General features: G+C 57.4%; 18 protein-coding genes and 1 pseudogene. 11 read left to right on the top strand and 8 right to left on the bottom strand.

What is annotated here, in order from left to right; translation table 11 throughout:
• The first annotated feature begins 388 nt into the window (after positions 1–388).
• From NW852_RS12810 to NW852_RS12840, 7 genes are all read left to right on the top strand, one after another.
• Positions 389–1,321, top strand: a complete 933-nt coding sequence (locus tag NW852_RS12810) for a nucleoside hydrolase (RefSeq protein ID WP_414364993.1) — start codon at positions 389–391, stop codon at positions 1,319–1,321.
• A 24-nt stretch (positions 1,322–1,345) separates the two neighbouring features.
• Positions 1,346–1,924, top strand: coding sequence for a CDP-diacylglycerol--glycerol-3-phosphate 3-phosphatidyltransferase (gene pgsA / locus NW852_RS12815; RefSeq protein ID WP_414364991.1), 579 nt, complete (start codon positions 1,346–1,348; stop codon positions 1,922–1,924).
• Positions 1,872–2,435 (top strand): crossover junction endodeoxyribonuclease RuvC, encoded by a 564-nt coding sequence (gene ruvC / locus NW852_RS12820; protein ID WP_414364989.1) that lies wholly within the window; start codon positions 1,872–1,874, stop codon positions 2,433–2,435. Before pgsA ends, ruvC begins: the two co-directional genes overlap by 53 nt.
• Before the next feature lie 66 nt (positions 2,436–2,501).
• Complete coding sequence (locus NW852_RS12825; RefSeq protein WP_414364987.1) at positions 2,502–3,149, top strand: LON peptidase substrate-binding domain-containing protein; 648 nt, start codon at positions 2,502–2,504, stop codon at positions 3,147–3,149.
• A 149-nt stretch (positions 3,150–3,298) separates the two neighbouring features.
• Positions 3,299–4,030, top strand: coding sequence for an alpha/beta hydrolase-fold protein (locus NW852_RS12830; protein WP_414364985.1), 732 nt, complete (start codon positions 3,299–3,301; stop codon positions 4,028–4,030).
• 91 nt (positions 4,031–4,121) lie between these two features.
• Complete coding sequence (locus NW852_RS12835) at positions 4,122–5,180, top strand: ATP-grasp domain-containing protein (protein WP_414372537.1); 1,059 nt, start codon at positions 4,122–4,124, stop codon at positions 5,178–5,180.
• Positions 5,181–5,356: 176 nt separating this feature from the next.
• Positions 5,357–6,544, top strand: a complete 1,188-nt coding sequence (locus NW852_RS12840) for a GNAT family N-acetyltransferase (RefSeq protein WP_414364981.1) — start codon at positions 5,357–5,359, stop codon at positions 6,542–6,544.
• Positions 6,545–6,692: 148 nt separating this feature from the next.
• On the opposite strand, the gene NW852_RS12845 is transcribed toward NW852_RS12840, so the two are convergent.
• Positions 6,693–7,367 (bottom strand): response regulator transcription factor, encoded by a 675-nt coding sequence (locus tag NW852_RS12845; protein ID WP_414364979.1) that lies wholly within the window; start codon positions 7,365–7,367, stop codon positions 6,693–6,695.
• Positions 7,368–7,528: 161 nt separating this feature from the next.
• On the opposite strand from NW852_RS12845, the gene NW852_RS12850 reads away from it, so the two are divergent.
• Positions 7,529–8,275 carry a rhomboid family intramembrane serine protease gene (locus NW852_RS12850; protein ID WP_414385227.1) on the top strand — a complete coding sequence of 249 codons (747 nt, stop codon included), beginning with the start codon at positions 7,529–7,531 and terminating at the stop codon, positions 8,273–8,275.
• Positions 8,276–8,310: 35 nt separating this feature from the next.
• Positions 8,311–8,919: a Uma2 family endonuclease gene (locus NW852_RS12855; protein WP_414364975.1), complete on the top strand. Its 609-nt coding sequence runs from the start codon at positions 8,311–8,313 to the stop codon at positions 8,917–8,919.
• Between the two features lie 20 nt (positions 8,920–8,939).
• Here NW852_RS12855 and NW852_RS12860 read toward each other — a convergent pair whose 3' ends face one another.
• Positions 8,940–10,553, bottom strand: coding sequence for an NAD(P)H-quinone oxidoreductase subunit 4 (locus NW852_RS12860; protein WP_414364973.1), 1,614 nt, complete (start codon positions 10,551–10,553; stop codon positions 8,940–8,942).
• A 374-nt stretch (positions 10,554–10,927) separates the two neighbouring features.
• Here NW852_RS12860 and NW852_RS12865 point away from each other — a divergent pair, with 374 nt between their 5' ends.
• Positions 10,928–11,962, top strand: a complete 1,035-nt coding sequence (locus tag NW852_RS12865; RefSeq protein WP_414364972.1) for an adenosine deaminase — start codon at positions 10,928–10,930, stop codon at positions 11,960–11,962.
• Here the strand turns inward: NW852_RS12865 and mnmH are convergent.
• From mnmH to urtA, 6 genes are all read right to left on the bottom strand, one after another.
• On the bottom strand, positions 11,890–13,089 hold the full coding sequence (mnmH, locus tag NW852_RS12870) for a tRNA 2-selenouridine(34) synthase MnmH (RefSeq protein WP_414364970.1): 1,200 nt from the start codon (positions 13,087–13,089) through the stop codon (positions 11,890–11,892). The two genes, NW852_RS12865 and mnmH, sit on opposite strands and share 73 nt — an antisense overlap.
• Positions 13,090–13,218: 129 nt before the next feature.
• The gene (urtE, locus tag NW852_RS12875; RefSeq protein WP_414372553.1) at positions 13,219–13,971 is read right to left on the bottom strand and encodes an urea ABC transporter ATP-binding subunit UrtE; all 753 of its coding nucleotides are present in this window, start codon (positions 13,969–13,971) and stop codon (positions 13,219–13,221) included.
• A gap of 58 nt (positions 13,972–14,029) precedes the next feature.
• Positions 14,030–14,797 carry an urea ABC transporter ATP-binding protein UrtD gene (urtD, locus tag NW852_RS12880; protein WP_414332603.1) on the bottom strand — a complete coding sequence of 256 codons (768 nt, stop codon included), beginning with the start codon at positions 14,795–14,797 and terminating at the stop codon, positions 14,030–14,032.
• A gap of 148 nt (positions 14,798–14,945) precedes the next feature.
• The gene (gene urtC / locus NW852_RS12885; protein ID WP_414372541.1) at positions 14,946–16,091 is read right to left on the bottom strand and encodes an urea ABC transporter permease subunit UrtC; all 1,146 of its coding nucleotides are present in this window, start codon (positions 16,089–16,091) and stop codon (positions 14,946–14,948) included.
• Positions 16,092–16,147: 56 nt separating this feature from the next.
• The gene (urtB, locus tag NW852_RS12890; RefSeq protein WP_414364966.1) at positions 16,148–17,305 is read right to left on the bottom strand and encodes an urea ABC transporter permease subunit UrtB; all 1,158 of its coding nucleotides are present in this window, start codon (positions 17,303–17,305) and stop codon (positions 16,148–16,150) included.
• 108 nt (positions 17,306–17,413) lie between these two features.
• Entirely contained in the window at positions 17,414–18,688 is a 1,275-nt protein-coding gene (urtA, locus tag NW852_RS12895) for an urea ABC transporter substrate-binding protein (protein WP_414364964.1), read from the bottom strand.
• Positions 18,689–19,047: 359 nt separating this feature from the next.
• On the opposite strand from urtA, the pseudogene NW852_RS12900 reads away from it, so the two are divergent.
• Positions 19,048–20,058 (top strand): annotated as a pseudogene (locus tag NW852_RS12900) (S9 family peptidase); the annotation flags it as partial.

Here is a 20,058-nt window from a genome sequence, read left to right on the forward strand (position 1 = left end):
TTAAACCTGGCCGGAATCTGCCTTGGTCTCCAGAGAGACTCAAGGAGAACGGGCCATTGCCGCCTACACAGCGGGGCAGCTTGGTAGCCTTGCACGGCGGGGCGGAAAAGCTCGCAAGCAACTTGAGTTGCTCTCCCTTCGCGCCAGCGGGCCCGAGACCTTTGGTATAGTAGCCAGTAACGCTTGGCGTTCCCTGGTGGAAGACCCGACCAGGGCATAGTGTGGGGGCGTTGCTCAGCAAAGTAAGCAGAACCTCAGGGCTTTACCCTAGGGAACTGGGTAGGAGCGTCTTGACAGCGCCTTCACGAGTCCGCGTGTGGACTGCGTAACAATCCCCCGCCTTTGGTTGGGGAAGTGTCAATAGGGGTAGAAAGCCTCCGGGATCCCTATGGTGCCCCTGATCATCGATTGCGACCCCGGCCAAGACGACGCAGTGGCCCTGCTGCTGGCAATGGCGTCACCTGAGCTGCAAGTGCTGGGCATTACCACGGTGGCCGGCAATGTCTCTGTGGAAAAAACCAGCCGCAACGCCCGGCAGATCTGCGAGCTGGCCGGTCAGCCGCAGATGAGGGTCTATGCCGGCTGTCCCCGCCCGCTGTTGCGCCCGCTGCAGACCGCCGAAGAGGTGCATGGCAGAAGCGGGATCGACGGGGCCAACTTGCCGGAGCCGCAGATGCCGCTGGGATCCCTGCACGCCGTGCAGTACCTGATCGAGACCTTGATGGCGGCGCAGGAGCCGGTTACCCTAGCGCTGCTGGGCCCGATGACCAACTTGGCAGTGGCCCTGGTGCAGCAGCCCCGCATCGTGGAGCACATCCGACGTCTGGTGTTCATGGGGGGATCTGCCTTTGAGGGGAACACCACCCCTGCCGCCGAGTTCAACATCTTCACCGATCCCCACGCCGCCCAGATTGTGCTCAGCGCCGGGATCCCCGAGGTGGTGATGCTGGGCCTGAACGTTACCCAGCAAGTCCTCAGTACGCCGGAGCGGATCGAGCGGATCCGCGCCCTCGGCACGCGGGTGGGGCAGACAGTGGCCGACATGCTCGCTTTCTACGGCAAGTTCGACATCCGGCGCTACGGCCTGCCGGGGGGACCCCTGCACGATCCCTGTGTAGTCGCCTACCTGTTGCAGCCGCAGTTGTTCGAGCTGAAGCCCTGCTACGTGGAGGTGGAGACGGCTAGCCCCCTCAATCTGGGTCGGACAGTGGTGGATCGCTGGGGGCTGAGTGGCCGCCCCGCCAATGTGCAGGTAGCTTTTGGGGTGGATGCCGAGGGGTTTTACCGCCTGCTCACCGAGCGCTTAGGCCACTATCGATAGTCGAGGTCGTCGAAGGAGGTCGAGGTGAACCCTACCAGCCCAGTCCTAGTTCCCAAGCCAGCGTGGCTCAACCTGCCCACCGCCATCACCTTGCTGCGCCTTGGAGGGATCCCTTGGATTCTGCTGGGGCTGGGCCTGGGATCCCCGCTGGGGGAAGGGCTGGCCCTCTGGGCGTTTTTGCTGGCGGCGGCAACAGATTGGCTGGACGGCCACTTGGCCCGCCGCTATGGGTTGGTGACCGATGTGGGCAAGGTTCTGGATCCCCTGGTGGACAAGCTGCTGGTGTTGGCCTCGCTGCTGGGCCTGCTGGAGCTGGGGCGGATCCCGGCCTGGGGAGTCTTTTTGCTGGTGGGGCGAGAGCTGGTCATTGCCGGTTGGCGGGCCAACCAAAGCCAGATCCGCGGCGCCAACCACTGGGGCAAAGCCAAGACGGTCGCCCAAATCCTGGCTATCGCTCTACTGATTTTGAACTGGCCTATCGGGATCCCCTGTTTTTGGGTGGCGGTGGCCCTCACTCTGCTCTCGGGGTTGGCGTATTTGTACACCGACCATGCCGCGTCGGATACCTCTGCCGGCTTTGCCAAGGAGAGAACCCCTGCCTGATCGCGGCAGCGGGACGGAGTCCTTGGATTGCGTCCCTGAGCAGCGTATCCTCGGCCTCGACCCGGGGTTGGGGACAGTGGGTTTTGGCTGCATCCTGGCAGGTGCCGGCGGACTTCGATCCCTGGACTACGGAGTCATCAGCACCCCTGGGGAGCAATCAATCCCGGAACGGCTGCAAACCCTCTACGAGGATCTCAAGGAGCTGCTGCGGCAGTTTCAGCCCCATCAGGTGGGGTTGGAAAAGCTCTTCTTCTACAAAATGGGCAACACCATCCCCATCGCCCAGGCGCGGGGGGTGATCCTACTCGTCCTAGCCCAGCATCATCTGGTGCCGGTGGAGTTCACCCCTGCCCAGGTGAAGCAAAGCCTGACGGGCTACGGACGCGCCGACAAACAGGCGGTGCAAGCCGCTGTGGCCCGCGAGCTCAATCTGCCCAGCCTGCCCCGCCCCGACGATGCTGCCGATGCCCTAGCTATTGCCATCACCCTTTGGCACCACCGCTTTGCTTAGGAATCGGTCGGTGTGGCTCCGTCGAGATCGCTAAACTAGACTCAGTAGCGCAAAAAGCAAAGCCTTATGCCTTCCTCTTCTGTGGACGTACGTGAGCTACCCCTGTTTCCCCTGCCAGAGGTGGTGTTGTTTCCGGGTCGCCCCCTGCCGCTGCACATTTTCGAGTACCGCTATCGCATGATGATCAACACCATCCTGGAGACGGATCGCCGTTTCGGGGTGCTGATGTTCGATCCCCAGACGGGATCCCCGGTGCGGGTGGGCTGTTGTGCCGAGGTGTTGCAGGTGCAGCGGTTGCCGGATGACCGCATGGACATTTTGACCTTGGGGCAGCAGCGCTTCCGGGTGTTGAACTACGTGCGGGAGAAACCCTTCCGGGTGGGGCTGGTGGAGTGGATCGAGGATGAGCCGACCACCGCGGATTTGCAGGGCTTGGTGCAGCAGGTTTCCACCCTACTTCAGGATGTGGTGCGCCTCTCTGGCAAGCTGATGGAGCGGGATACGGAGCTGCCGGAGCAACTGCCCACCACCCCGATAGAGTTGTCCTACTGGATTGCCAGCCACTTTCACGGGGCTCCCCGGGAGCAGCAAGCGCTGCTGGAAATGGTCAGCACCGAAAATCGCCTGCGGCGGGAAGCTGAGATCCTCGAGTCCACCCGCAAGCACTTGGCCGCCCGCACTGCCCTCAAGGATTTGTTCTCCGAAATCTCCTAAAATTTCTTGGGATCGCTTGAGCTGACTGCACCTGCACAAAAAGACCCAGGCCACGAGGGGGCTGTCAGCCCTCCAGCTCCTCGCGTTGCCACCCGTCTCAACAGCGGCTGCAAAAGCCGGCTGGGGTTTAGTTTTTGTCTAGGGATCCGATGTCCTACCCTCGCCGCTATCTGCGCTTTGCCTCCCGGGTTCTGGGCCGGGAAATGGAGATGCTCCACTTTGGGCATCACGGCTACCCGCTCATCTGCCTACCCACCAGCAATGGGCGTTTTTTCGACCTGGAAGATCGCGGCATTATCGCCAGCCTCGGCCATCACTTGGAACAGGGCTATTTGCAGGCCTTTTGCGTGGAAACCCTGGATTGGGAGACCTTGTTCAACCGCGAGCTGGACGTGCCCCAACGGCGGGATCGCTGGCTCTTGCTGGAGCGGCACTGGGTAGAAGAGCTGATCCCCTACGCCAAGGCCGCAGCACAAAATGACTTTCTGGTGGTGGCAGGCTTCTCTCTGGGGGCCACCCACGCCGTCAACCTCACCTGTCGGCACCCCGGCCTGGTGCGCCGCTGTCTGGCACTGGGGGGGCCTTACGATGTAGCGGCCCTCGGCCCTGTCACCGGCTGGGATCCCCAACCGGCGGAGCAGGAGCTGTACTTCATCAACCCCTTGGCCTACATGTCCAACATGAGCCGACAACTCTGGGAACAACTGGGCGGGCAAAATACCGAGCTAAAGCTGCTCACCGCCCACCGTGACCACTGCCTCAACGACAACCTGCGCCTGGCAGAAGTCCTCCGCCGCAACCACATCCCCCATCACCTGGAGGTGTGGGAGGGGGATCACGACTGGCCCACTTGGCAAGCGCAAATCCGCGCCTTCGCGTAGGATCCCGCCCAGAAGAGCTCGCCGAAAATCGCGAAGGCACCAACATTGCAGAAAATATAGTCATTGGTTCAAAGCAAAAGAGCCTTTTTTGATGATCGAGGACTACTGGGTTGGCAGCCTGCACTTTAGCGAGCCTTTTGGGGACGACACCCTGGCCCGCCTCAACGCTCTTCCGCCCGTTCAAGCTCGCAACGGCAAAACCTACAAGATCCAGGCCGAACATGTCACCATTCACGAGGTCAACCTCGACTACCGCACCAAGTATCGCCTCATCCTGGATCGCTTCAGCTACCTTTACCCGCAGGCTATCGGCCTGTTTATGGGCTTTGCTTTTCGGGGAGTGTACCTCATCAACAACCCCTTTAGCTTCTACTACTACCTGCGCAACAAGGATGCCGCCTATATGGTGGTCAAAGAGCTGGGGATCTCCATTCCAAAGACTTACATCCTACCTCCCAAAGAAGCTCCGGCTTTGAAAGCAGAAGACTTTAAGTATCACAAGTTTTTCGATTGGCAGGGGATGGCAGAAGATCTCGGCTGGCCAATTGTCATCAAACCAGCAGAAGGACGGGAGGCCATTGGGGTGGAAATTGCCTACAACATGGAGCAGCTCCTCTACTTTTACGACCGCTCCGGATCCCAGGTGATGATGATCCAGGAGAAGGTTAAAAGTCCTTACCCCTGGCAGATTCGCGCCCTCTGCATTGGCCGAAAGATCATCCCTATTAAATACATCTTTCGCAAGTTCGATGCCAGCGAGTACTTATTTGATCCAGAGTTTCTCACCCCGGAGATGGGCAAAAAAGTTATCGATACATGCCGGATCATCAATCGAGCGTTGGGCTATGAAATGAACTCGGTAGAGCTGTTTATCGATGAAAAAGGAGAGCTGCAAGCCATTGACTTTAACAATCCGGTGCCCGATGGCCGCCTCAAGGCTTTGGGGGAAATTTTTTATAACGATTACCAGCAGGCCCTTTGCGATCTGGTCGTAGATATTGTGCGGGAACAGCGTCCTTTCGACTTCTTGCCCCCAGATGTCAACCGCTTTGCCCAGATTGCCCGGCGGGCCGACCTCACCCGTGAGCAGAAGTTTCAGATGGCTCTGGAATTGGCCAACCACTACTACGAGCCCAGGGATCCCGAATAAAATAACTTAACAAAGGCACGGTCTAGCGCTGGGAAAGTTTTGAGCTGGGCAAAGAGCAGTTGTCTAGCTTTCGCCGATGTGGCCCTTGAGGTGCAGGGATTCCATCCTAGGTTGAACTTAGAGGAGGGATCCCCTCCCAGCCGAGGCAGGGCAAGTTGGTCTATCCGGACAGGCAAATGTCAACTGGTTTGAAATTGCGCTGGTGCCACGATATTCGCGGGATCCCAGCATCTGCCTGGCAAGCGCTGCAGACGGAGCGCACCTCTCCATTTTTGGAATACGAGTGGCTGCACAGCCTAGAAGCTTCCGGTTGCGCCAGCCGCAACACGGGGTGGCTGCCCTGTCACCTGCTGGTGGAGTCGGATGGGCAACTGATCGCCGCTGCCCCCTTGTATTTGAAAAGCCATAGCCAGGGCGAATTTGTCTTCGACCAAGAGTGGGCTGCGGTTGCCAGCCAACTGGGAGAACGCTACTACCCTAAGCTCATTGGCATGGCTCCTTTTACGCCGGCCACCGGCTATCGCATTCTTGTCCATCCAGACTACTCGGAAGCAGAGGTGTGGCCGTCGATGCTGGCTGCTATCGATCGCTTCTGCCAAGACAACGATATTTCGGTGTTCAGCCTGCTCTATGTGGACTTAGACTGGCGGGCCCAACTGGAGGCCGATGGATTGACTCCCCGAATTACCCACAACTACCAGTGGCACAATCCCGGCTATCGCTCTTACGAAGACTTTTTGAGCCAGTTCAACGCCAACCAGCGGCGCAACATCAAGCGAGAGCGGGCCGCCATGGAAAAAAGCGGCATAGAACTCAAGATCTACACCGGAGAGGAGATCACGCCGCGCCTGCTCTCTCTCATGTACGACTTTTACAGCAATACCTGCGCTCAATTCTGGAACTGGAGCAAATACCTTAACCGCCGCTTTTTTGAGGCTCTTTATCCCAACTACCGGCAGCGGCTGGTGCTGGTAGCCGGCGAGCGAGGTTCAGAAGTGGTGGGGATGTCTTTTTGTGTTCGCAAGGGGGATCGCCTCTTTGGGCGCTACTGGGGCTGCCGGGAGGAGGTGAAGTTTTTGCACTTTAACGTTTGCTATTACGAGCCGATTGCCCTGGCCATCCGCGAAGGGATCCGCAACTTTGATCCCGGGGCTGGGGGATCCCACAAGATTCGGCGGGGATTTCCAGCCACCCCCGTGTATAGCTACCACCGTTTCTACCGCCCCAGGCTAAAACAGGTTCTGATCCCCTATCTGAACCGCGTCAACCCTCTCATGTTGGCCGAGCTGGAGAGGGTGAATCAAAACGAGGTTCCCTTTCGAGAGGATGTTTTGCCCTCTTTGTCTGCCTTGACCCAGAGATAAGGGGCCCTTTTGGGAGGTGGGAAAGGGGCGTATCTGGCTCGAGACGACTACGGAAAAATACGCTTGAACCCTAGGCTCTCTGCTCCAGAAGCAGGGAAGCTGAGGGCAGGCACGCCAGTGTCTTAGAGCGCTTGGAAGTCCTCTAGGTTTACCACTGGATAAGCTTTTTCTGAACTGCTGCCATACACATGGCAACGCGAGCGTTGATCTCATCTTCAGAGCCAAAGATATCCAGCTTCTCTTTGAGCCTTTGAATACAATTTTGTACGGTCTTTTTGCTCGTGTGGATGCGGTCAGCGATGGCCTGGTCGGTAAGAGCCTCTTTGCAGAGCAGGTTCAAGACCTCGATTTCCCGCTCCGTCAGCTTGGTCAAGCCGCGCAACTCACGGGGCATGCGCAGTTCTCCATTGAGGGCACTTTTGGCCCCCTCCAAAAACACAGTGCGCCGCTCCATTTTGTTGACTGCGGCAAATCCACCTTGGTGTTTGCTGATCAGGCCCACCAAAGGAGTCAGCAGCAGCGGCTCGCTGGAATAGGCCATTACATTCAAAGTAGGATAGTTCTCGAAAATGTGGCGCAAGAACTCTAGACCAGGTTCAGCAGACTGTTCGCCACTGGTTTGGCCGTAGAGCAAGTCGGCTACTACCAAGTCCGGCTGCTCCCGCTGCAGGCGCAGTATGGCGTCCATCGGATTGGAGACTGTGATGCATTGAGCATCTGCTGCAATCCGTTGCAGCCACTCGCAATTGTTTTGGGCGACCTCGGGATGATCCTCGACCACCAAAAACTTGAGCGGGGCAGTTCGGTTCTCGACCTCAAACATCGATCCACTCCTCCAAATCCATTGTCGGCTGTGGGGGGGACGGCTAAAACCCCTTTGCAGTTTAGGGATCCCACCGACAAGCTACCCTAGTGTAGCCTCAAGTTAGGCCTGAGAAGGCCTAGCAGGGTAGGCTAGAGGGTGATGTTAACCGGATCCCGACTGTGGTACCTCTGCAAGATCGCAACCCAACCACCCACCCTGCCTACGTTACTTATGCCCTGGTGCTTATCAACATCCTGGTTTTTGTGTATGAGCTTACCCTATCGCCGCGAGAACTGGTAGCTTTTTTCCGAGAGTGGGCGGTGGTGCCGGTGGAACTGACGGCCAGCTTTCAGGGGGAGGCCACCTCTTCGCTGCGCCCCGAGTGGGTAACGCTATTTACCTCGCAATTTTTGCATGGGGGCTTTCTCCATATTGGTGGGAACATGCTCTTTTTGTGGGTTTTCGGCAACAATGTTGAGGATCGCTTGGGGCATGTGCGCTACCTCATTTTTTACCTGACTTGTGGAGCTTTGGCCGCCCTAACCCAGTGGTTTTTCGATATGGAGTCCACCATTCCTTCGCTGGGGGCAAGTGGGGCCATTGCCGGGGTGTTGGGAGCCTATATCTTGCGTTTTCCGCAGGCGGAGATCCTAACTCTGGTACCCCTGGGCATTTTTACCACAACCGTCTATATTCCTGCCTGGGTATTCCTAGGTTTTTGGTTTGTGCAACAGGCGTTTTATGGTATTGCCAGCTTGCAGACTCCTATCAATATTGGCATGGAAGGCGGAGGCATTGCCTACTGGGCCCATGCGGGTGGCTTTGTGTTTGGAGCTATTTTGGGGCCGCTGATGGGTTTGTTTTCCGGCAAGAGCCCCTACGACTACCAAGCCACTCTGCGACAGCGCGACAGAGATCCGTTTTGATTTGTATTCAGAGGCCAGCTTGATAGGAGCAAATTATGGTCAGTCTGTCTGCCAGGCCCCTAACCCTGGAAGAGTTTCTGCGGCAGCCAGAAACTCAGCCCGCCAGCGAATTCATTGAGGGAGAGATTATCCAGAAGCCCGTGCCACAAGGAAAACATAGCCGCCTTCAATTGAAACTGGGCAGCTTTATTAATGAAATACTGGAGCCTTCTCAGCTAGGGATGGCTTTTCCAGAATTGCGCTCCACCTTTGCCGGCTATGCAATTGTGCCCGATATCTCTGTCATTGCCTGGGATCGGATCCCTGTGGATGAGGATGGCACCATTCAAAACCTCATACCCTTTTGCCCAGATTGGGTGATCGAGATTCTCTCTCCCGATCAAAATCAAACGAAGCTGGTCAAAAAAATCTTGATTGGCTTGGCCCACGGCTGCCAGATGGGGTGGATCGTAGCTCCCGAAGAAAGGGTCGTTTTCGCCTATCCTGCCGGACAGCAGCCAACAGTGCATGAGGATCCGCAAGAGGTTATCCCCGTTCCCGCTTTTGCCCAAACGATCCAACTGACGGTCGGAACGTTGTTTGGCTGGATGCGAGTTCAAGGCGGCGAAAGCCGCAAGCCCATTGGAGAAAAAAGCCAAGGCTAGCTACACCGGCTTCCCTCTCCTCAATTTGGCTCAGTGTTGTAAAGGGCAGGGGCTTGGGCAACCGTCGCTCCGAGGGAGGAGAGTTCCTGGCGCAGCAAGGCCACCAGGGCATTGGTGGACTGGTCGTAGAGGCTAGTGACCAGCTTGGGATAAAACCCGATGCCGATGATGGGGATGAGCAAACAGGCAATGATGAACACCTCCCGCGGCTCGGCATCCACCAGTTCCTCGTGTTCGGTCAGCTCTTTGTTTTCCGGGCCGAAGAAGATCTGACGCAACATCGACAGCAGGTAGATAGGAGTCAGGATCACGCCAACTGCTGCCAGGAACACCACCACCAGCCGGAAGGGGAGAGAGTAGGCATCGCTGGTGGCCATGCCGATAAACACCATCAGCTCAGCCACAAAGCCGCTCATGCCAGGCAGGGCCAGAGAGGCCAGTGAGCAAGCGGTAAACATCGAGAAAATCTTGGGCATCTTCAGGCCAACGCCGCCCATTTCCTCCAGCTCCAACGTATGGGTGCGGTCGTAGGTGGCCCCCACCAAGAAGAACAGGCTGGCCCCGATCAGCCCGTGGGAGATCATCTGCAGCATGGCGCCGCTCATGCCGATCTCCGTCAGGGATCCGATACCGATGAGGACAAAGCCCATGTGGCTGATGGAGGAGTAGGCAATCTTGCGCTTGAGGTTGCGCTGGGCAAAGGAGGTGAGGGCAGCAAAGATGATGTTCACCACCCCCAGCACGATCAGCACCGGCGCAAAGTAGAGATGGGCATCCGGCAGCATGCCCGCGTTCATGCGCATTAGGGCATAGCCCCCCATCTTGAGCAGGATCCCGGCCAGCAACATGTGAACCGGCGCTGTGGCCTCGCCGTGGGCATCGGGCAGCCAGGTGTGCAGGGGGAAAATGGGCAGCTTCACCCCATAAGCAATCAGGAAAGCCCCATACATCAGCAACTGGAAGCTCAGCGGATAGGCCTTGTGGGCCAGATCCGTCATGTCAAAGCTGATGGGATCCCCGTAGAAGGCCATGGCCAAGCCCGCCACCAGGATAAACAGCGAGCTGAGGGCGGTGTAGAGGATGAACTTGGTGGCCGCATAGAGGCGGTTGTATCCCCCCCAGATGGAGAGGAGCAAATACACCGGGATCAGCTCCAGCTCCCACATCAGGAAGAAGAGCAACATGTCCTGCACGGCGAACACCCCAATCTGCCCGCCGTACATGGCCAACATCAGAAAATAAAACAAGCGCGGCTTGAGGGTGACCGGCCAAGCGGCCAAGATGGCAAGCGTGGTAATAAAAGCCGTGAGCAGAATGAGCGGCATCGAGAGGCCATCGGCCCCCACCGACCAGCTCAGCCCCACCTGCGGCACCCAGGTGTAGCGCTCCAGCAGTTGCAAGCCCGTTTGACTAGGGTCGTAGCCGACATAAAAGCCGGCCAGCAAAATGACCAGGTCGGTGACTGCGATGAACAGGGCAAACCAGCGGATCCGCTCCGCCAACTTCTGCGCGTAAGCGCGGGTGGTAGGATCCCCAGCCGGCGCCGGGATCAACGGAATAAAGAGGGCGGCCACCACCGGATAGACGATGACTGTGGTCAGCCAGGGAAATTCGTGCAAGCTGGGCAGCGCCATGAAGATAACCTCGTTACGCTAAGTTCATGCCACACCCTTCCAGGGGGATTGCCGTCGGCTACAGCCAACAGCCCTTTACTAGAATCGCTCCTGAGTATCTTTGCTCAGCAAACCTTCAAAACTATCTCTATCTTAAGGCTCTTTATCTAGTTTGCCGGGATCCCTGGCCGGGCCCGACCAGGATTCAAGCATTGACCTGGTCCTCAAACCTGGCTATTGGAAACCTCATCACCTGGTTCCCGGCTAGCTGACCCTGCGCAATCGCGCCTGGACAAGACCGCTGCTGTTGGATAACAGTAGAAATAGTACTTAACAACCAAGCCAAGTCCGCCTCTGGCGGACGGTGAGGGGGGGCCTGGGGGAAGCTTTGAAGTATGGCACTGCATGCGGAGTTACACCGCCACCTAGGCGGTTCAGTCGTTCCTAGGATTTTGTGGCGCTACCTACATCGCCAGGGATCCCCTCTGGCAGAACGCTTTCCCGACTACGCCGAGTTTGAGGAGTTCTACACCCGCCCGCGCAACACCCTTGAAGATTACTTGGAGCTGCACACGCTGGTGGAACAGGTGCAAACCCTGGAAAGCTTACCCTATTTCATCTACCGTCTGCTACGGGGGGCCTATGTTTTTGAGGATCTGGCCTATCTAGAAATTCGCTACACCCCCTATCTGCGCACAGATCCCAGCTTGGACGAGGCGGATCGCCTCAAGCAGATGCGCCAAGTTATCGAAACGGTAGGGCAGGCCAGCCAGCAGCGGGAATATCCCATCGTCACCACCCAGATTGTGTGTTTGCACTCCCGCCTGCCCAGCCACATCAACCGCGCCATGGTGGAGGCCGCCGCCGAGTCGGAATACGTGTCTGCCATCGACCTGGCGGGGGGAGACAAGGCCTACGGCGAACGCATGGACGAGTGGATTGAGCTGTTCAAATATGCCCTGGCCCGTGGCCTCAAAACCACTGCCCATCTCTATGAGACTTTGGATGGCTGTTACCCAGAGCTGCTGCCCTACGTCTCGCGGATTGGCCACGGGATCCAGATCCCTCTCCACTACCCAGAGCTGCTGCCAGAGCTGGCGCGGCGCGGCCAATGTCTGGAGGTCTGTCCCACCACTTACCTGAAGACGGGGACACTACCCAGCTTGGAGCCCCTCAAAATCGTCTTCGACCGCTGCTTCGACGCGGGGGTAGATATCGCCATCTGCACCGACAACGCTGGCCTACACAACGTGCGCCTGCCGTTTGAGTACGAGAACCTGCTCACCCACGACATTATTGATTTCGAGCAGCTCAAGCACTGTCAGAAGGCGGCTTTTCGTCACGCTTTTGCCTGGCCCTACAAAGAGCACCCGGCCTCGCTGCTGTCGGAGCTGCAGCAGTCAGCCTCGAAGTCCCTAGTTTCCCTCTGAGAGGGGCAGACAGGACTTTGCTTGACATTTCCACCGGCAGACTTGGTCGCGCTTGCCCGGCGAGGGCTGGCGCAGCTCAAAACGACATCCCCCCTGAGTCGGGCAGCGGCCTCCTGTAGGCTGGTCTCAGAAAGGTCAGGCAGCTCAAGGCGAGCGCGGATGCGGTTAAAGTGTTGCTGCAGGCCGTGGCGATAGGTGGGATCGTAGTGCTGCTCCAGCAACTCCTGCACAAACTGCGGCCAGTCTTGGGCGTCGATGAGCTCAAACCAGCGCTGCAGGCGCGCTTGGCTATGGCGGGCTTTTAGGGATAACAGTTTCTCCTTGAGTGCCTGGGGATGGGCTATCCAGTGGGGATAATGGGCAATTATCCCCTTCACTCGCTCTTCCAAAGGCAATCGCACTTCCACGCAATCGGCTTGGGTGAGGGCCTGCCAAAGGGCAGGGGGCAGGTGGAGCTGGCCCACCTTGGCACTCTCAGCTTCCACCCAGACCGGCTTAGCTGGATCCCACTGGAGAAAAACCTGCACCAGTTGACTTTCAAAGCTCTTCTGGGTGGGCTGCGGCATCCCCCACTCCGCTCCCAGCACGGATCCGCGGTGGTGGGCCAGCTTTTCCAGATCGAGGACTTGGGATCCCTGGCGCTGCAGGTGGTGGAGCAATTGGGTTTTGCCGCTTCCCGTCGGCCCGCAGAGGACGCGGTAGGTAAACTCCTGGGGCAAGCTCTGCAGTTGCCGGCGCACCCAGGCGCGGTAGGTTTTGTACCCCCCTTGCAACACTGTGACCTGCCAGCCCACCTGGGACAACACCAGCGCCAAGCTGGCCGAGCGCTGCCCTCCCCGCCAGCAGTAGATGAGGGGGTGGTAGTCCCGGCTCTTGTCGGCAAAGTGGGTCTGCAGGTGGCGGGCGATGTTCTGGGCCACCAGGCTGGCTCCTCGCTTGCGGGCCGTAAAGGGATCCACCTGCTTGTAGAGGGTGCCCACCTCTGCCCGTTCTGCATCGTCAAGCACAGGCAAGTTAATGGCCCCCGGCCAATGGTCTTCAGCAAACTCTGCCGGCGAGCGCACGTCAATGATTTCGCTGTAGGTGTGCAGCCAAGGTTCGGCAGTGACGTGAATGGGGGCAGCCACAGACGCAGCGAGGAGGGAGTGGACTGAGTTCTCTCTTGCTCGATCCTGGCAGATTTCTAGGGTTGTTGCTTAAGGGGATCCCTGGGCCTGACAAGAGTTGCACCGCTCGGCTCCTCCTCCAGGCTAACCTCAGAGGGAGAGATAGGATCGCACTTTTTCCTCGTCCATTTGGTCAGTCGGCCCTTCCATAACGAGGGATCCATTTTCCATGAGGTAAAAGTAATCGGCCAAGCTTTGAGCAAACTCAAAGTACTGTTCTACCAGCAACACCGCAACGCCCCGCTCTTTTTGGATGCGGGCAATGGCTTCTTCGATCTCAATGATGATAGAAGGTTGGATCCCTTCTGTGGGTTCATCCAGGAGTAAAAGTTTAGGCTCTGCCACCAAAGCTCTGGCAATGGCCAATTGCTGCTGCTGACCACCGCTCAAATCTCCACCGGGACGCTTTAGAAAAGAACGCAAAATCGGGAATAAGTCATAGATAAACTCAGGTATAGCCCGTGCTTTGTCCGGTGCTGCTTCTAACCCCACCAGTAGATTTTCCTCAACCGTTAGGCGAGGAAAGATCTCTCGGCCTTGGGGCACATAGCCAATGCCAGCGCGAGCCCGCCAGTTGGGTGGGTAATGATTGATGGGTCGGCCCTCAAAGAGAACTTTACCTGTACAGTCTTTGAGAAGCCCCATTAGGGCTTTAAGCGTGGTAGTTTTGCCCATGCCGTTGCGACCCAGAAGGCAAACTGCTTGGCCGGGAAGGATCTTGAAAGAAAGATCTCTCACAATTAAACTTTGCCCATAATAAGCTCTCAGGTTACAGACTTCCAGCAAAGGCTGAGATCCACTTTGAGATAGATTTTGCGCTTTGGTGGCGTTTTCCGTATTCATAGGCTTGGATATAGAGTTGGTTAATTGGACGGTCAATACAGATCTCCCCTGTTTTCGTTTAGCCTCTGGCTTTGTGGGATCCAAGATAGACCTCGATAACTCGCGGGTCGTTCTTCACTTCCTCAAAGCTACCCTCGCACAACACCGCTCCTTGGTGTAAAACAGTAACCTTGCGAGCAATTTGCCGGACAAATACCATGTCATGCTCAATCACCAAAATGGTGTGATTTCGAGCTAAGGATTGAATTAACTCTCCCGTAGCCTCTGTTTCTTTATCCGTCATTCCGGCCACGCATTCATCAAGCAGCAGCAGATCCGGATCCTGGGCAATCACCATGCCAATCTCCAACCATTGCTTTTCTCCATGGGAGAGCAGCCCTGCCGGGATCCGATCCTTACGGCTCAGGCCGATGGTTTCCAGGAGAGCATCAGTCTTTTCTCGCAAGCGCTTTTTGCCAAATAAGGTGGAGAAAACACCCTTGTGAGGGTTGAGAGAGAGCTCCAAATTTTCTCGCACGCTCAGGTTTTGGTAGACCCGCGGCGTTTGGAACTTGCGACCAATACCCAAGGCAGCGATTTCGTGCTCCTTGAGCTTAGCCAGATCTTTTCCTTTAAACAGCACTCGCCCTCGAGTAGGCTTGACCTTGCCTGTCAACACATCGAGGAAGGTAGTTTTGCCCGCTCCATTGGGGCCGATCACCACCCTTAACTCCCCTTCTTCCAAAGAGAAGTTCAGCCCGTCCAAAGCCTTAAAGCCATCAAAGCTGACGGTGAGATCCTGAGTTTGTAAAATTTGCCGGGTAGTGGTGGGAGCTGCTGTAAGCATAGGGATCACGTCCAAGAACGGAAAGGCCAGAGGACGAGTAGGATTCTCAGCCCATCGAACAAGAGAGGACACTTGGCATCGTTATCTCACCCATTGGGATCCTCTTACTCTGAAGTTGCACCTTGCATAGGGGGATACTGGTACGGATTTAGGCTGGAGAAATATTGGCCAAACGCCGGCGCCAAAGCTGGAAGGTAACCCAAAGCTGCCTGCCCCGGGTGCGCACCCAGCCCACCAAACCATCCGGCAACACCAGCACCACCAGCAGGAACAATCCCCCCTGGAAAAACAGCCAAATTTCTGGGAAATTTTCACTCAGCAAACTCTTGGCAAAGTTTACCAACAAAGCCCCGACCACTGCCCCCACTAAACTGGCCCGACCACCCACCGCTACCCAGATCACCATTTCAATGGAGAAGGGAACGGCCATGGCATTGGGAGAAATGATGCCAGTTTGTAAGGTAAACAAAGCCCCGGCGATCCCTGCCAGCGCAGCCGAGATGGCAAATACCAGCACCTTAAATCCGGTGGGATCGTAGCCAGAGAAACGAACCCGCGGCTCATCATCTCGAATGGCTACCAGGATTCGACCAAACAAGCCACTGGTAAGCCAACGACAGAGAAGGTAAGCCAAAACAACGGTTAAAACCGTGGCCACATAGACAGCAAAGCGCATCTGGGAAGAGTTGACATCCAGGCCAAATAACGTCTGGAAATTGGTCAGGCCGTTGGTGCCGTTGATTAAGCGCTGTTGCCCGTTGAAGAAGTTGAAGAAAATGATTGTGGTGGCCTGAGTCAGAATAGAAAAATAAACTCCTCGGATGCGATTTCTCACCACCAAGTACCCCAGAGCCGCTGCCACCACAGCCGGGATCAAGACAATAGCAATAGCCGTAAACGGAAACGAATAAAAAGGGTACCAAAACCAGGGCAATTCCGTTACCCCATAGAGGCTGAAAAACTCCGGTATCTGTCCCTCTGGCAGTTGCAACTTGAGGTGCATCCCCAAAGCATAGCCCCCCAAGGCAAAGAACACCCCATGCCCCAGACTCAGCATGCCGGTATAGCCCCAGATAAGGTCGATCCCCAGGGCAACAATGCTCAATGCCAGAAATCGCCCCAACAAGTTCAGCCGAAAACCCGACAACACAGTTGGGGCCACCAAGATCAAAGCCAGCGCCAGGCCAATGAGGAGCCCAACTTCCCACAGGAGCTTGCGGGCAGGACTGGGATCCCGACCGGTGGCAAGAATGGCCTCTTCACGATCAGCGGGGGGGAGATGAGCCAGTTTCATGGGCGGTGTGGGGGGATGGGGGATACGGCTAGAAAGATTCGCTCAAGAGGGCTGTCCTAGGCATCCACCATGCGACCTTTTTCGGGGAAAAGGCCGCGGGGGCGCACCTGCAAAAAGGCCACAATTAAGGCAAAGACCATCACCTTAGCCATGCTGGTGGTGGCAAAAAAGTTGAGGGTATCGGTCAGGATCGGCACGTTGGGAAAGATCAAAGCCAGCGTCCCGGAACCGATGACAAAGTTGGCAATTCCGATCCCCAGTGCCGCCACAATGCTGCCCAGGAGCTTGCCCACACCCCCCACGACAACCACCATGAAGGTATCCACGATGTAGTTCTGGCCGGTATTGGGCCCCACGGATCCCAGCAGGCTGACGGCCACGCCGGCTACTCCTGCCAGACCCGAACCCATGGCAAAGGTGAGAGCATCCACCGTTTGCGTGGAGATCCCGACACAAGCGCTCATGGCCCGATTTTGGGTGACGGCGCGGATGCGCAACCCCCAGCGGGTGCGTTGCAAGAAAAAGTACAGCCCCAGGATACAGACAACGGTGAGGGCGATGATGAACAGGCGAGTATTGGGCAAAAACAGGTTGCCCACCGGGATCCCACCCCGCAGCCAGCGAGGAGCGGTCACGTCTCTATTTTGGGCCCCAAACCAGGGCTGGGTGACGGCCAGGGCATAGGTTTGGGCCAGAACCCGCCCGCCTACTGCCACAATGGCCGTAGAAAGCACCAACAACAACGTCAGCACCCAGCCTTTGAGGCGCGGCCAATCGGCCCGTTTTGCCAAGAGCCACCAGCCGCCAAAAAAGAGCACCGCAAAGGCCCCCAAGCGGAAAGCCAACACCCAATTGACGCTGCGCACGAACTGCTGCAGGATCAGGCTCACGCCCCAGGTGGCCAAAAGGGTTTCCAGCGGCCGCCCATACAAAAAGCGAATCACCCCCCGCTCCAGAGCCAGACCCGCCAGGGCCGTGACGACAAAAGCGGCAACCAAGGCTGGAAAGATATACAGATCCCGCCAGGGATCCCCCAATTGTCGGAAGGCATTTTGCACCACAAAGGTGGTGTAGGCCCCCAACATCATCAGCTCCCCATGGGCCATATTGATCACCCCCATGAGGCCGAAGACAATCGCCAGGCCCAGAGCGGCTATCAGCAAAACGGTGCCAATACTGATGCCGTTAAACAAGCTATCCAAAAGCAAGGTCATCGGCAGGGGATCCTCCTTCTTTACCCGTTGACTGGGGACGCGCTTCCAACTCCAGGACGGGATCCCCAACTCACCCGCAAGGGATCCCGCACCCAGCGCTCAACAGGGCTAGCTGACTTTGAAGCGACCGCCTTTGGCCGGATCCGACCAGTCGCAGGCAAAGCCCTTGGTTTCCGCCACAAACTGGTTCCAGGGCTGTGGCTCCACAGCGTCTGTAGAAAAGATGACATCAAACAGCCCATCAGAGCGCACCTGGCCGATCCGCACGTACTTGGTCAGGTGGTGGTTGGTGTTCATCGTCACCAGACCCTCTGGGGCATCAAAGGTTTGGCCGTAGGCTGCTTGGCGCACCGCGTCGATCTCCACGGTTCCCGCTTTTTCCACCGCCTGCTTCCAGATGTAAACCATGATATAGGCCGCTTCCATCGGGTCGTTGGTGACGCGGTTTTGGCCGTATTCTGCCTTGAAGGCTTCCACAAACTTCTTGTTGGCAGGCGTATCCACCGTCATGAAGTAGTTCCAGGCAGCGTAGTGGCCTTCTAGGAACTCGGGGCCAATCGCCTGCACCTCTTCTTCGGCAATGCTGACGGACATAGAGGGATAGCGATCCGGCTCCAGACCGGCTGCTTTCAGTTGCTTAAAGAAGGCCACATTGCTGTCGCCATTCAGGCTGTTGTAGATCACGCCGCCGTTGGGAAGAGCGGCACGGATTTTGCTGATAATGGGAGTCACTTCGGTGTTGCCCAGAGGCAGGTAATCTTCTCCCACAACCTTGCCGCCCAGGGCCTCTAACTGGGCCTTGATGATGGTGTTGGCCGTGCGGGGGAAGACATAGTCGGATCCCACCAGGAAAAACTCTTTGCCCTTGTTCTTGAGCAGCCATTCCACAGAAGGCTCGATCTGCTGGTTGGGGGCAGCGCCGGTGTAGAAGATGTTTTTGGAGCACTCTTGTCCTTCGTACTGTACGGGATACCAGAGCAGGTGTTGCTTGGATTCAAATACCGGCAAAACTGCCTTGCGGCTGGCCGAGGTCCAACAGCCGAATACTGTTGCCACCTTGTCCACATCGATCAATTTGGTGGCTTTCTCGGCAAAGGTTGGCCAATCGGAGGCGCCATCCTCGATGATGGGCTCGATCTGCTTGCCCAAAACCCCACCGGCGGCATTGATCTCTTTAATGGCTAGCTTTTCCGCATCCACCACACTGGTTTCCGAAATGGCCATCGTGCCGCTGAGGGAGTGCAAAATGCCAACGCGAATAGTCTCTCCCTGAGCATAGGCAGGCACAGACCGCTTCACCCAGATCTGCGGCCCTAAGGCAGCGCCGGCTCCGGCCAGCGCGCCCATTTTCAGCACTTGACGACGATTAAAAGATTGAGCCATCGGTAAACTCCGAAACGAGGTGAGTGCAAAGGGTGTAGCGAAGTGTGGTTACAGCAGCCTGGCTAACGGGGGGAAGCACTCAGCTCATCACCTTGCCCATGGATCAGCTTGCCCAACTGCGCTCGGCTGAGGTTTTCACTAATGCCTTCCCAACATCAACAGGGGGAAAAGCCAGTTCTGCAGTCGAGAGAGCGTCGTGCGCCCCTGTTGCCTCGACGTGTTTTATCAAACCCATTCAGCCAGGAAGAAATTGTGTTGCGAGATACTTTTTTCCAGAATCTGAGCCTGTTCTCGCCAAGCTCCCAGGGATCCCTTGCTCTCGGCATAATGGAGATTTCGAGGTTGAAAATTGATGGCTTATGGTGCAACAGGCTGGCTATGGATCTTGGCGATCCCCAATTACCGCTGACCTGGTGGTGGCCGGATCCCTGCGCCTGGGGCAACCGGCTTGGGACAAGGGGGATCTCTACTGGACGGAGGGCCGTCCGCAGGAGAAGGGGCGCAACGTACTGATGCGGCGAGCTGCCGACGGGACGGTGCAGGAACTGACGCCAGCACCCTTCAACGTGCGCACGCGGGTGCATGAGTACGGCGGCGGCGCCTACTGGGTCTCCGAGGGGGTGGTGTACTTTTGCAACTTTGCCGATCAACGGCTGTACTGCCTGCTGCCGGCGTTGGCTCCCCAGCCCCTCACCGAGCCCGGCCCCTACCGCTATGCCGACGGGGTGGTGGACAGGAGGCGCCGGCGCATCCTCTGCGTGCGCGAGGATCACAGCCGCCAGGGGGAGCCGGAAAATACCCTGGTTGCCATCGAGCTAGAAAGCGGATCCCAGCAGGTTTTGGCCAGGGGCCACGATTTCTACGCCAGCCCGCAACTGAGCCCAGACGGTCAGACCCTGGTGTGGCTGGTCTGGGATCACCCCCAGATGCCCTGGGACGGCACGGAGCTGTGGCGGGCGGAAGTGGCTCCTGACGGCAGCTTGGGAGAACCCCAGAAACTCGTTGGCGGCCCGGCTGAGTCCATTTTCCAACCCCAGTGGTCGCCGCAGGGGGAGCTTTACTTTGTTTCCGACCGCAGCGGCTGGTGGAACCTCTACCGCTGGGATCCCTCGGGGCCGATTCCCCTCTGTCCTATGGAAGCAGAGTTTGGGGAGCCCCAGTGGGTGTTTGGCCTGAGCACCTACGGCTTTTGTGGGGATGGGCAAATCCTGGCCATCTATCGGCAGGAGGGGCTCTGCCACCTGGCCCTTTTGGATCCGCGTTCAGGACGGCGGCAGGAGCTCCCCCTGCCCTACACCGAGCTCCACAACCTTCAAGTTAGCGGCGAAAAAGCTGCCTTCCTGGCCGGATCCCCCAGCGAAGCCATGGCC

The sequence above is a fragment of the Synechococcus sp. H60.1 genome, assembly GCF_047462335.1.
Taxonomy (GTDB): Bacteria; Cyanobacteriota; Cyanobacteriia; order Thermostichales; family Thermostichaceae; genus Thermostichus.